At 48.3% G+C, this 15,946-nt stretch carries 10 protein-coding genes; 1 reads left to right on the top strand and 9 read right to left on the bottom strand.

The features are described 5' to 3' along the window. Positions 1–31 precede the first annotated feature (31 nt). The 7 genes from DXC01_RS01190 to DXC01_RS01160 all read right to left on the bottom strand — a co-directional run bounded on the left by DXC01_RS01190 (position 32) and on the right by DXC01_RS01160 (position 7,059). Positions 32–3,874, bottom strand: coding sequence for an FtsX-like permease family protein (locus tag DXC01_RS01190; RefSeq protein ID WP_118698046.1), 3,843 nt, complete (start codon positions 3,872–3,874; stop codon positions 32–34). Then, positions 3,868–4,581 (bottom strand): ABC transporter ATP-binding protein, encoded by a 714-nt coding sequence (locus DXC01_RS01185; protein ID WP_022214164.1) that lies wholly within the window; start codon positions 4,579–4,581, stop codon positions 3,868–3,870. The genes DXC01_RS01190 and DXC01_RS01185 overlap by 7 nt, the downstream gene beginning before the upstream one ends. Positions 4,582–4,682: 101 nt before the next feature. After that, the gene (locus DXC01_RS01180) at positions 4,683–4,883 is read right to left on the bottom strand and encodes a small, acid-soluble spore protein, alpha/beta type (protein WP_022214165.1); all 201 of its coding nucleotides are present in this window, start codon (positions 4,881–4,883) and stop codon (positions 4,683–4,685) included. 69 nt (positions 4,884–4,952) lie between these two features. Continuing rightward, positions 4,953–5,138, bottom strand: coding sequence for a PspC domain-containing protein (locus DXC01_RS01175; RefSeq protein ID WP_022214166.1), 186 nt, complete (start codon positions 5,136–5,138; stop codon positions 4,953–4,955). Positions 5,139–5,165: 27 nt separating this feature from the next. Beyond that, positions 5,166–6,035: a DUF4097 family beta strand repeat-containing protein gene (locus DXC01_RS01170; RefSeq protein ID WP_118698045.1), complete on the bottom strand. Its 870-nt coding sequence runs from the start codon at positions 6,033–6,035 to the stop codon at positions 5,166–5,168. Next, positions 6,032–6,739, bottom strand: a complete 708-nt coding sequence (locus tag DXC01_RS01165) for a DUF1700 domain-containing protein (protein WP_022214168.1) — start codon at positions 6,737–6,739, stop codon at positions 6,032–6,034. The genes DXC01_RS01170 and DXC01_RS01165 overlap by 4 nt, the downstream gene beginning before the upstream one ends. Next, entirely contained in the window at positions 6,736–7,059 is a 324-nt protein-coding gene (locus DXC01_RS01160; RefSeq protein WP_118252551.1) for a PadR family transcriptional regulator, read from the bottom strand. Before DXC01_RS01160 ends, DXC01_RS01165 begins: the two co-directional genes overlap by 4 nt. Before the next feature lie 328 nt (positions 7,060–7,387). Between DXC01_RS01160 and DXC01_RS01155 the strand changes: the two genes are divergently transcribed. Then, complete coding sequence (locus tag DXC01_RS01155) at positions 7,388–8,797, top strand: RsmB/NOP family class I SAM-dependent RNA methyltransferase (RefSeq protein ID WP_118698044.1); 1,410 nt, start codon at positions 7,388–7,390, stop codon at positions 8,795–8,797. 36 nt (positions 8,798–8,833) lie between these two features. Here DXC01_RS01155 and addA read toward each other — a convergent pair whose 3' ends face one another. Then, on the bottom strand, positions 8,834–12,541 hold the full coding sequence (addA, locus tag DXC01_RS01150) for a helicase-exonuclease AddAB subunit AddA (RefSeq protein WP_118698043.1): 3,708 nt from the start codon (positions 12,539–12,541) through the stop codon (positions 8,834–8,836). A gap of 1 nt (position 12,542) precedes the next feature. Then, positions 12,543–15,869, bottom strand: a complete 3,327-nt coding sequence (gene addB, locus DXC01_RS01145) for a helicase-exonuclease AddAB subunit AddB (protein WP_118698042.1) — start codon at positions 15,867–15,869, stop codon at positions 12,543–12,545. Positions 15,870–15,946 lie beyond the last annotated feature (77 nt).

The following is a 15,946-nucleotide window of genomic DNA, read 5'->3' as shown; positions in this document are numbered from 1 at the left end:
ATGAAAAATCACATATATTCCAGAATTTTTATTATTCGACAGATTTCAGTGATTCTACCATGTCGATCTTCTTGAGTTTTCTGTGCATAAAGATATTTACGATGATCGAGAAAATACAGGTGATCACCGCACAGTATACGAAGCTTATCGGCCGGATGTTCCTTCCGAACATGACTGCGTCAACCTCTACGGTCACGATGATATAGCGGTGCAGAAGGATTCCAAAAACAGCACCGAAAAGAATTCCTGCTATAGTCAGGATGATATTTTCCCTCAACACATACTGTGAAACTTCCCCGTCAAAAAATCCCAGCACTTTGAGTGTCGCCAGCTCTCTCTGGCGTTCCATGATATTGATATTGTTCAGATTATAAAGTACAACAAACGCCAGCATTCCGGCCGATACGATCAGCACAATGATGACGATCCCCAGTGTACTGAGCATACGGTTTACCATATCCATGGTACTGGCCGTATAGCTGATACTCAAGACTGCCGAAGATTCCATGATCTTCTGTCCAATCGACTCTGTCTGATCCTTGTATTCATCTCTGACAGCAAAAACAATATCTGCATAATCCGGATCTTCACCAAAGGTTTCCTTATAAACATTCGGTGTCATATAAACATAATGTCCGGCATAATTCTCTGTGATGACAGCGATTTTCACCTGATATTCCCTGTCGTCTTTTTTGACTGTCAGTTCGTCTCCCACTTTGAGGTCCAGAAGACCGGCTGTTTTTTCACTGACTGCCGCACCTGCGTCTGTCAGCTCATATTCTTCCTTTGTTTTGCGGTTTCTGAGCGTAACATCCTTTTTAAAGTTATCCAGATTTTCCGGAACATAAACATATATGCTTAAATTTGACTTGCCATTTGGTGCTGTGAGTTTGGAAAGCTGGATCTTCGTGTAGTGCTCCAGTTTTTCATTCTTATCCAGTTCCTCTGTGAGTGCTTTCTTTTCCTGCTCCGTCGCATCGTCATCGGAGATAATCGTGCCGTCATAATGCTGGATATTTGCATACTGGAGATTAACGATATCCGAAACAGAATCCTGGATTCCATAACCTACCAGCATCAGTGCCATACTTCCCGCGATGCCGAAGATCGTCATAAACAGTCGTTTTTTGTAGCGAAAAAGATTTCGAAGCGATGATTTCCATGTAAAGTTCAGATGTTTCCACAAAAACGGAATCCGCTCCAGAAGGATCCGCTTGCCCTCCTTCGGTGCCGGCGGGCGCATCAGGGATGCCGGGGTCTCTGCCAGTGCCTGACGACAGGAAAGGATCGTTGCCCCTACGGTACATACAAGTGCCGCAACAGAAGCTGTCAGTGCATATTTCCACTCATAATGGATCTGCAGGCTGTTGGAAACATTGTGATACATCATCCCATATGCCTTGATGATTATATATGGAAGAATTTTTTCGCCGATGAGGATCCCTGTCACGCTTCCTCCTGCTGTTGCAAGAAATGCGTAACTTAAATACTTGGAAGCAATATCGAGTTTCTTATAGCCAAGCGCCTTCATCGTTCCAATCTGTGTTCGCTGTTCTTCGACCATTCGTGTCATGGTCGTAAGGCTGATGAGTGCTGCAACCAGGAAAAAGATCACAGGGAATACCTGACCGATATTTTTGATACGGTCTGCATTGTCTCCGTAATCGGAATATTCCGGAAGGTCATTGCGGTCTGTGATGATCCATTCCGGTTCTTTGAGGTCGTTCAGTTCTTCTTTCGCATCGCTGATCTTCTGCTCACCGTCGCGGATCTCATCTTCCGCTTCTTTCCTGCCATCCTCGTATTCTTTCTTTCCATCCTTTAATTCTTTCTCGGCATCGGCAAGTTTCTGTTCGGAATCTTTAAGTTTCTGTTCGTTTTCTGCGATTTCTTTCTCGCCGTCTGCAAGCTTCTTCTCATTGGCTGCGATCTCTGCCTCTCCAGAAGAAAGCTTCGCTTCATTAGCCTCGATCTCCGCCTGGCCACTCTGCAATTTCTCGCGGTTTGCATCGATCTCTACCTGTCCACTCTGAAGCTGTGCGAGACTTGCATCAAGTTTCTCCTTACTCTCTGTTAAAGTCTGCTCATTAGCTGCAAGTTCTTTTTCCCCGGAAGAAAGTTTGGCCTCCTGGCTGTCAAGCTGTGCCCGGTTCTGATCGATTGTCTTCTGACCGGCATTCAGATTTTGCATAGTCGCTGCCAGCTCTGTTTTCTTTGCCTGCGCCTGACTGAGTCCTCCCTGGGCTGCGCTTAAGTTATTCTGAAGTTCTGCTTTCTGATTTACAGCCTGCTGACAGGCATCCAATGCCGACTGAGCCTGGCTGAGAGTTCCGTTCGCTGTTTCCAGCTGTCCCTGTGCCTCGCCAAGAGCCTGTTCATATCCTGCCAGTTCTTCCTCAGAAAGTTCTCCTGCCTCAACCTGCTGCTTTGCCGCATCATAAGCTGCCTGTGCACTGTTTACAGCTTCCTGTGCTGCCTGCACTGCACCACTTGTCTGATCGTATGCCTGCTGTGCCGCGGCAAGCTGATCTTCTACACCGGAGAGCTGCTCCAGTCCTGCCTGGATCTGTGCGATCTGGCTTTCCAGCTGTGTGATCTGTGCATCCACCGCTGTCTGACCATCCTTTACCTGCGCGATTCCTGCCGTCAGCTCCTTCTGTTTCTGTTCAAGCTTGGTACGTCCGGCTGCGATCTGTTTCTTTCCGGATTCTATCTGCTGTTTTGCTTTGTCGAATTTCGCTTTGCCTGCATCATACTTTTTCTTTCCTGCATTATACTGCGCCCATCCGTCATCCAGCTTTGCCTGTGCCGCAGATAACTGGGACTGACCATCAGAAAGCTGGGCTTTCGCCGCAACAAGCTGTTCCCGTCCGTCGGCGAGCTGCGCTTTGGCATCTGCGAGCTGCTTCCTGCCGTCGGTAATTTCTTTCTTTGCATCTTCGAGCTGTTTCTTGCCATCCTCGTACTGTTTTCTGCCATCGGCAAGTTCTTTCTCTCCGTCATCGAGTTTTTTCTTTGCATCAGCAAGCTTCTCGTCGGCCTCTTTTTTGCCATCGGCAAGTTCCTGCTCTGCATCAGAGATCTTGTCCTGTGCCTCGGAAACGATCTCGTCGTAACGGATCTGGCAGCGTTCCTCCTGGATCTCCTCAACTTTATCCTGAAGTTTCTCGATCAGGTTATCGTAGGCATCTGTATAGCTGAGCACCTGATCGGTTCCATGTGCCCGGATATAGATCTGTGTAAAGATCTCCTGGTCAAAATCCTCCGGCATCACATAGGCAAATCCATTCACCTCACCGGAACCGATTGTCGTATTTCCTCTGTTGAACGAAATGTACAGCGGGCTTTTGCCAAGTCCGACTACCGTATAGGTTTCTGTCAACAGAAGCTTACTGTCCCCGTCCTGGCGCATATTGATCGTGCTGCCGATCTCATATCCCTGATTCGCGGCAAACGTCGAGTCCAGAAAGCACTCGCCGCTTTTTTCCGGAAGACGGCCTTCTGTTACGGTAAGCTGATTGACCTTCTGATTCATAGATTCGATATGAAGAACTTTCTGTTTCTCATTCTCTCCACAAATGGCATCCGTCGAATATGCACCTTCCGCACTCTCCACACCATCGATTGACTGGATCGCTTTTACATCATCTTCGGTAAGCCCCAGAGTTGCCATGACCTTGAGATCCATGAGGCTGGCTTCGTTATAATAAGCATCTCCCGAAAGACGCATATCCGGCGACGCTGCCTGAATACCGGAAAAGAAAGCAACACCCAGTGCCACGATACAGAAGATGGAAATAAAACGTGCCCTGCTCTTTCGGATCTCCTGCCAGAAATCTTTGTGTAATGCTTTTTTTCTGCGTTTTCCTACCATTCGATCTCCTCCACCGGTGTCGGATGGTCATTCAGTTCCATCGAAGAAACGGTTCCATTTTTGATATGGATCACACGGTCTGCCATAGGTGTCAGCGCAGAATTATGCGTGATGACGATCACCGTCATCCCCTTCTCCCTGCACATGTCCTGAAGCAGTTTGAGGATTGCCTTACCGGTCTGGTAATCAAGTGCACCTGTCGGCTCATCACAAAGGAGAAGCTTCGGATTCTTTGCAAGGGCTCTCGCTATGGAAACACGCTGCTGTTCGCCACCGGAAAGCTGTGCGGGGAAATTCCCCATTCGATCCTTAAGTCCGACTTCTCTGAGGACCTGTGCCGCATCCAGAGGATTCTTGCAGATCTGCATGGCAAGTTCTACATTTTCCAGTGCTGTCAGGTTCGGAACCAGATTATAAAACTGGAATACAAAACCGATGTCATCACGGCGATATGCCGTAAGCTGTCTGCCGCTATAATCTGTGATATTTCTGCCATCTACCAGAACCTTTCCCTTCGATGCAGTATCCATGCCGCCGAGAATATTCAGAACAGTCGTCTTGCCGGCCCCACTCGGTCCTACAATGACTACAAATTCACCTTTGGAAATCTCAAAACTAATCTCATCGACTGCACGGATTTCGACTTCACCCATCTTGTATATTTTGGAAACTTTATCTAATTTTACATATGCTTCTGTATTATTCATCCGCCTCTCCCTGTCGTTATACCGTTGTAGTTACCCTTAAGTATAACACAAAAAAGCACTGCCCGGAACAGCTTCCAGACAATGCCTTTTGTGAAATTTTTCTAAAGTGTGGAATCCTTTTCTTTCCTGCGGCCGGTCATCAGGCCTCCGATCCTTCCGGTTTCTTTGGCCGAGAGGCTTTTCCAGCCGCTCTCGAGGACCTTGTCAAGAATTCCCATTTCTTCTGCGATCTCATACTTGATCTTTTCTTCTTCGGGAAGTTCGCCCCGCAGATATGCCTCCACTTCTTTCTCCTTGTTCATGTCCTTTCACTCCTTTGTTGCTTTTCTTTTGGAGTATGGACAGTTTGAAGAAAATTTATTCACTCAGGATCAGCCTTTCGGAATAACGATGGCTGCAATGATGTACGCCCAGATTCCCGCGCCGCCGAAGCAGGTGAGGATGACCCATGCAAGACGCACCAGTGTCGGATCAATGTCAAAATATTCAGCGATGCCTCCGCATACACCGCACAGCATATAATTTGCGGAAGATTTGTAAAGTCGTTTGTTATTCATAAAATCTGCCTTCTTTCTCAAAAAAATTTATTTACTAAAACTAACTGTAATATTACCAACGCCGCAGTTCAATTCCATATCTCCTTTGGCATTTGGATTCGTGATATTTTTGTCGTGGCCGATGCCGCTGTACGAACTGTCACCGATGTCCACATTTCCTGCCGCACAGGAAATCTCATAATTATAGTCGGCTTCTTTGCCAAGAATGTCAAGGTCAACATTTCCGATACCGCAGTCAACTTCCAGATCGTGTATATCCAGTTCTGATATTTCTACATTTCCGGTGCCGACTTCAACCGAGATATCGTTAGCTACGCTGATCTTCCCTGTATTTGTAAACTCGCCTGCTCCTACAGACACATCCAGGTCATCTGTTCTGAAATCATCACACATCGTAACAGTACCTGCTGCAACCTCTATGGAAGTGTCCTTAAACCTCAGGTCCTTCGGATAACTCACAGTGATCTCACGTTCCTGTGTCCTGCCAAGTGACTCGATGACCAGGCTGTCATCGTCTGTACCGATCCTTACTTTGTCTTTCTTCGAACCGGACACTTCTACGCGGATCTTGTCTCCGTCACAGCTCTGAAGCTTAAGTGCATCTCCACTCAGGGAAAAATCCAGATCCGATACCGGGTCAATCTCAAAGATTTCTTTGTCATCCTCTGTCGTGACCGGCTTAAGCTGTGTGATCTCATCCCAGTCTTCGTCCCAGGAATCATGGCTCTCCTGTAAGGCAGAATTCGCAATTTTCCTGATATTTCCATTCAGTCCATATTTCGTAAGATTGATGCCTGTGATCGTCGCTCCCATGGCAACGCCTCCTATGCTGAGTCCCAGTCCGACAACGGCAAGGGCTAATGCAAGTTTAAGAATCCGTTTGGAAAATTTTCTCATAATCCCGCCTCCTTCTTCTTACTTCCTCTGTTTACAAGCCGGCTGCAGAAATCTATAAATTTCCGCAGGATCGCCGGAAGTACTTTCGTTGCTGCCCAGACCAGAAATACAAGTCCGACCAGTGCAAGTGCAAGGATCAGAAGTCCGACCCCGATCCCAAGGATTCCAAATCCGATGCTAGCGGAAAAGCATGCCCCGATCCCTGCTCCAATGACTGCGATCCCTGCTGCAAAAAGCCCTACGACCGCTGCCCCGATCCCAAATACGATCAGAAACGGAAGAAGTGCCAGTGCAACGATAAATCCGAGGACTCCTCCGACTGCACCCTTGATCAGCGGTGAGATAAATACCAGCAGGATCAATACCAGGATCACTCCTGCATTACTGCCCTTACGCTCTGCGTGGTATCCACGCTCCGCACGGCTGCCTCTCTGCTCCGGCATCTGCATATCCTCCTTTACACGGTCATCCTGAAAGCCATTCTCCGTGTATTCCCCGTAATTCTGTGAGCTTTCCCTGAGGTCTGCCTTGATGATGGCAGCTACCTTGCCCGGACTTCCAAGCTCCCTGATCACATTTGCCTCCTGATCCTCTCCGGCGTCGTCGAAGTAACTCTCGTAATAATCAAGAGCCTCCTGCCTTTCCTCCTCAGAGATGTCAGAAAGCAGCTTCTCCAGTTGTTCCATAAACTGCGCTCTGTTCATAACTCTATGCCTCCCTCAAACAGTTTCGTAATCTTGGTTGAATAGTTCTTCCATTCAACTCTGTAAAGATTAAGCTGTGCCATTCCTTTCTCTGTGATCTTGTAGTATCTGCGGTTCCTGCCTGCATATGCCATGTCATAGGTCTCCAGGCATTCATCCTTCTGTAATCTCCGAAGGACCGGATACAGCGTGGACTCAGATACCTCCAGCACACTCCGCACATCCTGGGTGATCTTGTAACCGTAGGTTCCCTCCTCTTCCTTGGAAACTACCGCCAGCACGATCGCATCCAGGAGTGCTGCACCTGTATTAAATACCATGCTCTCACTTCCTGTTCATATATTCTATAATAATATTATTTTGTATAATATTATTTTGTTAGTAATACTATATATCATATAATATAGTTTTGTCAATAGTATTTTCTATTTTCCATGCCTGATTTATACTTTTAGTTGCTGTTCACTCCGTTCACAGCAACTCGGTCAAAATCCATTCCAAATCACCTACGGTGATGGGATTTTGCCCCGTATGTCTCGGGATTTTGCCATTATTCATGGCAAAACGCCTCGCGGGATACTACCTGTGAACAGTAACAACTTTCACAATAAACCATGTTTTATAACTTACACAGAACAGGAGAACTTCATGTCAGAACAGAATATCACAGAACTTCTTCATCCGGCCTTTCTCGCCCGCATGAAAGAAATGCTCGGAGAAGAATATGATTCTTTTATAAAAAGCTACGAAGTACCCAGAACTTACGGGCTTCGTGTCAACACCGCCAAGATCAGCTGCGAAGAATTTGAAAAACTTGTTCCGTTCCCGGTGACACCGATCCCGTGGATCCCGAACGGTTATTTTTATCCGGAAGATGTCCGTCCTTCCTACTGCCCGTTTTATCAGGCGGGGCTCTATTATCTCCAGGAGCCAAGCGCGATGACACCCGCTTCCTGCCTCCCTGTCACTCCCGGCGAGAATGTACTGGACCTCTGTGCTGCGCCGGGCGGCAAAACGACAGAACTGGGGGCGCGTCTGAACGGAGAGGGACTGCTGGTCGCAAATGACATCAGTGCTTCCCGTACCCGTGCCCTTCTTCGAAACGTGGAGCTTTTTGGCTTCACGAATGCATTTGTTGCCAATGAGACTCCGGCACGTCTCAGAGACCGCTTCCCGGAATTTTTCCACAAGATCCTTCTGGATGCACCATGTTCCGGCGAAGGAATGTTCCGTAAGGAAGAAGCACTTGCCAGAGACTGGACTCCTGAGAAATCACAGGAACTTGCCGCGATCCAGCGAGAACTGATCCTTCAGGCAGCCGATATGCTCCGTCCGGGCGGACAGCTGCTTTATTCTACCTGTACCTTTGCGCCGGATGAGGATGAGGGCGTTGTTTCCTGGCTTCTTGAAAACCGGCCGGATATGGAACTGATCGAACTTCCTTCTTATGAAGGATTCACGCCGGGCGTTCCGGAATGGGGCAACGGTGATCCGCGCCTTACGCGCTGTGTCCATCTCTTCCCGCACACCATGCAGGGCGAAGGACATTTCATGGCATTATTCCGCAAAGAGGGCAGAGCGGATCTGATCGGTACCATGTCCTCTACAAAACCGAATGCCGACACTCGCAAATGGCTGGAACTTTTCCTTAAAGAGATCGGGCTCAAAACCCTCGGTGGAAAACCATTCGACTGGAACCGTGTGGAAACACGTAAAGATAAAGTCTACTATCTCCCGCCTCTCACCGGAGATTTCCGCGGACTGACCTTCCTTCGAAACGGCCTTTACCTGGGCGATCTCAAGAAAAACCGTTTCGAGCCGTCAGAACCTTTTGCACTGGCTCTGCATAAGGATGACGCCGAGGCAGTCATCTCCCTTCCGGTATCGGACGAGTGCCTGACCCGCTATCTCAAGGGCGAAACACTGAATATCGAACCAGAAGAGGCAGCTCACACCAAAGGCTGGCATCTTCTCTGCGCGGACGGCTATCCCATCGGATTCGGCAAGCTGGTCGGGGCGACACTCAAAAACAAATATCCCGCAGGATGGAGAGTCTGATCCTCTCCTTCCCACGGGATATTTTTCTGTTGTCTCTTATATTTCTATTGCTTTCTGCAGGGCAAATGAATAAATATATTTCTGCTTTACTTTCTTATGAAGCATCCGTTCCAGTGCCAGTGCATAATCTTCAAGCTGTGTTCGGTAGCGTTCGATCAGTTTCGATTCTTCTCCCTGACCGATCCTGTCTGTCTTGTAATCCACCAGAACGATCTCTTCTCCTTCTATAAAATACGCATCAATGATTCCCTGTACAAGAACCGTCTCATCTCCGTTCCAGGAATCATCCAGATTTTTCATATCCACTTTCATGACAAATGGCTGCTCGCGGTGAAGTTTCTTGTCCAGTGCCGCCCTTTGCATCCGCATTCCCAGCTCTGAACCTGAAAAAGCCAGAATATCCTTTCTTCGGATACTTTCGCCTTCTTCCGGCGACATCTTGTGGTTTTCGACAAGTGTCTGTATCTGTCTGTCTATCTCCTGGTAGGTTTTTACCTGCGTATAATCAAGGCATTCCATCACACAATGGTAAGCGGTTCCCCGCGCAGCCCCTCGCGTTACTTCTTTCTCACCAGAAATAAACGCCGGGACGATCTCCTCGATCTCCGGTTCCGGATAAAGTGCAGATTCTATCTCCTCTTCGTCTGCATACTTGCGTTTCTTAAGTTCCGAAACGCCAACCTTGACCGGAAGCTCTTCAAGATATGCATACGGATACGCAAAGCCAAACTTCGCCTCCAGCGTCTGACGGATCGTTTCGTCATAAACTCTCTGGCTGTCCCATTCTCTGAAAAATGCTTCTCTCATCTGTGCATCCGTCTGTCCCAGGATCTCACCCTGCACCAGTTCCCCAAGCGTTACCCTGTGGATCAGAAAATCTGCATTTTCTTTCTCACAGATCTTCGCTTGTTTTCCAAAGATACCGTACTCTGCCAGAAGTTCTTTCACAGCCGGATGGCGCACCAGTGCCGGAAGGATATAGGACCAGTAACTTTTTGCCTCAGAGCGCACGCCCAGTGGAAGTAAGGTCTCTTCACTGTCCATATAACGGGACACAGAACGCAGGGCTGCTTCTATATTCCCCATAGAGCCTGTGATGATGAGTTTTTCCTTCGCTCTTGTCAGCGCAACGTACAAAACTCGAAGTTCCTCTCCAAGACTTTCTCGTTTCAGTGCCCTTCGGATGATCTGTTTCTGCATTGCCGATACGATCAGTCGTCTTTCCGGGAAGATCGCATCCACGCCGAAACCAAGTTCCGGATGGATCAGGAACCTGGCATTGATGTCCTGAAAATTGAACTGCTTGCCCATTCCTGCTGCAAACACGACCGGAAATTCCAGTCCCTTGCTTTTGTGGATCGTCATGATCTGCACCGCGCCACTTCCCGCATCTGCCAGATTGACCTCGCCGAAATCCACCTCGTATTTCTGAAGTTTCTCAATATAGCGGATAAAGTTAAACAGTCCACGGTAACTTGTCTTCTCATAATCCATCGCTTTTTCGACCAGCATATGGAGGTTTGCGCCTCTCTGTGCACCGCCCGGGATCGCCTTCGCATAAGTGCCGTAACCTGTCTCTTTGAGGATGTACATGATAAGCTCATGGATCGGTGTATACGTCGCCATATCCCGGATCATGTGAAGCTGTTCCAGAAAAGTGCGGAGTTTTTTTCTGAGCCTGATCTTCTCTTCCTCTTCTTCCTGGCTTCCCTCATTTTTCTCCGCATAAGCGCAGATGCTGTCGTAGATCATCCCTTCCGGACATTCACTTCGAATCATTGCAAGCTCCTGTGCATCACATCCGACGATCGGGGAATGCAGAACACCTGTCAGCGGGATATCCTGAAGAGGATTGTCGCAGACTCGCAGATAATTCAGAAGCGTCACCACTTCCTGCGCGGAAAAATATCCCGTTCTGGATGCCGAATAGACAGGGATCCCTCTGGAGCTCAAAACCTGGCTGAACGTCTCTGACCATCCCGTCGCACTTCGCAGAAGGATCACGATATCGCCATATCCGATCCCGCGGTATTCTCCCGTTTCTTTGTCCAGGATCCTGTCGTTTCCGACCATCTTCTGGATTCGCTGTGCGATCGCCAGTGCTTCCAGCTCCTGTGCATTCTTCTGTCCCTGTTCGTCTTCCAGTTCCTCGCCGTCTTTTTCTACGATAAGGACCTCTGTCCGGGTGAATTCCGGGTCTGCTCCCTCCGGGAAAGATGCTCCCGGATACAGTGCATTGTCATCATCGTAAGTGATCCCTCCCAGATCCTCACCCATGATCTGGCGGAAAATATAATTCACCGAGGTAAGTACCTCTGCCCGGCTTCGGAAGTTTTTGTGCAAGTCGATCCTCTGCTCCTCGCTGTCTTCCAGAGAATAGCTGTGGTATTTTTCCATAAAAAGCTCCGGCCTCGCCAGGCGGAAGCGATAGATGCTCTGCTTGACATCTCCTACCATAAAGATATTTTTGCGCTTCTCCACCCATCCGGACACCATCGTTGTGATAAGTTCCTGCACAAAGTTACTGTCCTGATATTCGTCCACCATGACTTCTTCATACTTCTCGGACAATTCTCTCGCCGCCTGTGTCGGGATCAGTTCTCCATCCACTTTCTCCACAAGGATCCTCAGGGCAAAATGTTCCATATCCGTAAAATCCAGAAGATTCTTTTCTCTCTTCTTGCTGGAAAAAGCCTCCTTAAACTGCAATGTCAGTTCCACCAGACCTTCCAATGGTTCGCGTGCGCAGGCGATCAGCTCCAGAAGAATTTCCTCTTTCTGATTAAAAAACTTCGTAGAAAGATCTTTGCAGATTTCTTTTTCCTCATCGCGGAGTTCTTTTGCCTGCTCTTTTTTGACAGGGTCTATGGAACTGTCCCTCTTGGCAGAAAGTTTCGCGAATGTATGTCCGGACAGGATATCCGCAACCTTATCATAATCTTTGGTTTCCCTGCATCGACGTACTTCCCGCCAGAAATTCAGGTCATCAACAAGTGCTTCGTCATAAAAATAAGGGCCGTCCGGCTCATTGCAGATTTTTCTTGCACTCTCTGTCAGTGCCTCTGCCTGATCCAGTTTTTCATCCAGCGTTTCCCAGAGGAGCTGTATCCAGCTTGTTTCACGGAGTTCTTCGATCGTCTGCACGCGGTAGACTTCCATGCATTCTTCCAGCCATTCTTCCGGGTACGGATGGCTCATTGCCGCCTGGTAGAGTTTGTATACCATATCACGAATCTCATCATCGGATTTCCCCGATGCATAACATTCTACCAGACTCAGAAACTTCGGATCAGCCTTTTCGTATGCTTCTTCGAGAAGGTCTTTCATGACATCTTCCTGCAGAAGTTTCAGCTCACCCTCCTCCGCTGTTCGATATCCCGGATCAAGTTCCACCATGTGAAAATAGTTCCGGATGATATAAGAACAGAAACCATCGATCGTTGTGATCTGTGCGTTATGGATCAGTGCTGCCTGTCTCTGGAGATGTTCATTATCCGGGTTTTCGTACAGTGCCTGATCGATCGCATTGGAGATTCGCTCCTTCATCTCGCCCGCTGCTGCCCTGGTAAACGTCATGATCAGAAGCCGGTCAATATCCACCGGTCTGTCGGGGTCCATGATCTTACTCAGGATCCTCTGAACCAGCACGGCTGTCTTACCGGAACCCGCTGCTGCACTGACCAGAATATTGCGGTCCCGCAGGGTGATGACTTTGCTCTGTTCTTCGGTCCATTTCATTCCCATATCACTCTGCCTCCTGTTCAAAATTCTTCCAGACTTCTTCATCGGCAAACTGTTTCAGTCTCCGGAATTCATATCCCGGGATCTTGCGGTCAAAGCCGCAGCTTCCCTGATATGCACAGTACGTGCAGGCATTTTTGTTCCCCATCTCATACGGGGAAGCATCTGCTTTTCCTGTGAGGATCGCATCCTGCACTTCAGTGATCTTTTTCTTTACATAGTCATTCAGAAGACGGAACCGCTCCGGGCTTGCGACAGACGAGCCTTTGCGCAGCGCACCCTTTGACGTGTATGCCAGCGGAAGGGATGCATACGAAACGTCCAGTTTCTGGATCACCTCCGGGTCAGAAGATACCAGCCCGTTCATCTTGAGTTTCTTCATGATCTCAGGATCAAGTTCATCCAGATCCTCCTGAAGCGTTTTCTGGATCATCGGATCCTTGACATTGTAATAAAAAATCCCCGCCGGTTCTACTTCACAGTCCGGATATTTCCGCTGCTCTGCCTGCACCGCCGCATCCATATAAACGACAAGCTGCAGCTGAAGCCCGTGATAGATACTCACCAGGTCAAAAGAAGTATTGCCCGTCTTATAATCAATGATCTTGACGTAAACTTTGTTGTCTTCTTTGAGGACGTCCAGACGGTCGATCCTGCCGCCGCCAATGGAAACTTCAAATCCCTCCGGATGGAACTCGCCATTCTTAAGCTGTTCCTGCAAAGCCCAGACTGTTCTTCTAAGGATTCTTCTTGTACGCTCGACCATGTAATGATTTCTGGCACTGCTCTTAAGAATCGTGTTTCCATAATCTGCCGCCACCTTGTCCAGGCATTCGTCTGCGATCTCATCACGGACTTTGTCGTCCAGGTCACTCCAGTCCAGTCTCTTCCTTCTCAGTTCGACAGCAAAATTTTCCAATGCCTGATGGATGACATTTCCCATATCCATCGCCTTGAATTCATATTCCACACGCTCTGTCACAGCCAGACCATATTTCAGGAAATGTGCAAACGCACACGCAGAAAAACGTTCCAGTCTTGTTGCTCCATGCGGAGACACTTCTCCGTACAAAGCTTTCGCAACACTCGCACTGACCTTGTCCTCCGGCTTTCGTAAAAATGCGGCATCGGTCAGTTTTTCTGCCAGTTCCCTGTACTTTGGACTTCTCAGATACCAGCTGTACAGTTCCTCAAAAACAGGATCCAGCTCATCTGTATTTTCCTCTGAAAGCCCCTCAAGCAGATATTCCAGGGAAGTTCCCGGTGTCTCCAGAAGTTCCATCTGGCTCTCCGGCTGATCTGCACGTGTTTCTTTGAGTTTCGGAAACAGCCTTTTGATCGTATGGATCAGGAACGCAGGGCTGCATGCCTCTCCCCTTCCATTTGACTGACTGTAGGAAAGGCTTAAGAGTTCCTTCGGCTTGGTCAGATTCAGGTAAAGATAAAACCTCTGCATGTTCATCAGTTCTTTGGGACCCGGGGCAAGTTCCATTCCCTGATCCTTAAAGAAAGCCCTGTCCATCTCTGTCAGGATCCCGCCGGACTGCGTGTTCTTTGGGATATTTCCCTCATTTACGCCGACAAAAAACAGTGCACACACGTCTTTGAGCCTGGTACGCTCCATATCACCGATCAGCACCTGATCCATACTCGGCGGGATCAGTGCAACTTTCGCCTGTGTCATTCCCGTTTCCAGGATCTGCTGAAACTCCTCCGGCGAAACCACCTCGTCCCCAAGGATCTCTGCCATCTTATCCAGAAGTTCCATCATGATACCAAAGATCTGCACGTATTCCTTTTCCATTGCCTTGTTTCCGATCTCATGGAAATAGAGCTCCTGAACTTTCAGTTTCTGCTGGATCTGGCTCTGTACAATAAATTCATACAGATAACGACAGTATTCTTCCACTGTTTTCTTTTTTCCGGAAAAGCCATCTGCCAGGATTCCTGTCTCTCCGACAAAACGCTCCCGGATCTCGTTGATCTCCTGGATCTGGTCCGGATCCATACCTCTGTAGATGCGGACCCATTTCTCTCTCCATCTGCGGATCCCTCTGATTCCAAGCGCGATCACATAATTTTCCAGTTTATCCGCTTCACTTCTGGAGATATCAGACATCCCACAGCGGAGATAACGGAATACACTCTCATAACTGAATCCCTGAACGACCATCTCAAGTGCCGCACGGAGATATTCCACAAACGGATTCATAAGGATCGAATGTTTTTCATCAATAAAATATGGAATCCCGGCATCTTCAAAAACCTGTGCGGCTACGCTTCCATATTCCTCAAGATTTCCTGTGATAACCGCAATCTGTCCGTAACGATGATCCTTTTCTCTGACCAGCCGCAGGATCCGTCGGGCAGTTTCCTCCATTTCTTTCTCCGGATCTCTCGCCGAAAAGATCTGTATCTCCTGCTGCTCCCGCTCATAGACAGCCCTGTGGTAACGGAACAGATGCTGTTCCAGAAAATCAAGTGCCGGGGCATCCGCAAACCGGGACTTTCTGCCCGGCACGACCCAGACAGGCTCTTCGATATCCTTCGTAAGTTCCGCAAGAGAGCGGATCATCTTATGGCTCATATAAAAAAGCTCGTGCGGTTTTCCCAGCGCAAGAAACTGTTCTCTGACATCCATCGTCACCGTCACGGAAACTCTCTCACAGACAGCCAGAAGTTCCCGCAGGACTTCAAGCTGTACCGGTGTAAATCCTGTGTATCCATCCAGAAGAAGGACACTTCCCTTAAGTTTCTCAGAAAACTGGATCTCTTTTGCCAGAACCTCAAGAACTTCCTCCGCTGTCATAAAATGTCCGGAAAGATACTCGCGGAACGCCTGATACAGAACTTTCACATCCTGGAGTTTCATCTGGAGAAGCGTCTTATCCTCGCTCTCACGGATCATCTCATCCAGTTCCTCTTCTTTGATCTCGTACTGCATGAACTCCGAAATAAGAGACTTCACCTCATCCAGATAGCCTGGTTTCTTCATCTGATTTCTGAGATAGACCAGATCCTTCTGGTTCATCTGTACCAGTTTCTGGAGCACCATGTTTTTGCCTGTTTCTTCCATGATCCGTCTCGTATCACCGCCAACTTCCTCAAAAACGCGGTACGCAAGACGCTCAAAACTTAAGATATCAATATTGAGGATTCCCCCATCCGGATGCATTTCCACCAGAGTTTTCTGTGTCTGCATCGTAAACTGCTCCGGGACGATCACATAATAAAGTCTGTCGGGATTTGCTGACGCTTCCCGGATAATATTTTCATATGCGGTGCCGGATTTGCCTGCACCGGAATTTCCTATAATAAACTGCAGGGACATATCTTACCCCTTTCAACATTTTTTCTGAATAGCACCTCGCGGGATATTTCTGACATAAATCAGGACAGAGCCTAATA

Source organism: Blautia sp. OM07-19, from assembly GCF_003481595.1.
GTDB classification, from domain to species: Bacteria; Bacillota; Clostridia; order Lachnospirales; family Lachnospiraceae; genus Blautia_A; species Blautia_A intestinihominis.
The sequence above is the reverse complement of the archived record's forward strand: the minus strand, read 5'-3'. Positions and strand labels throughout refer to the sequence as shown.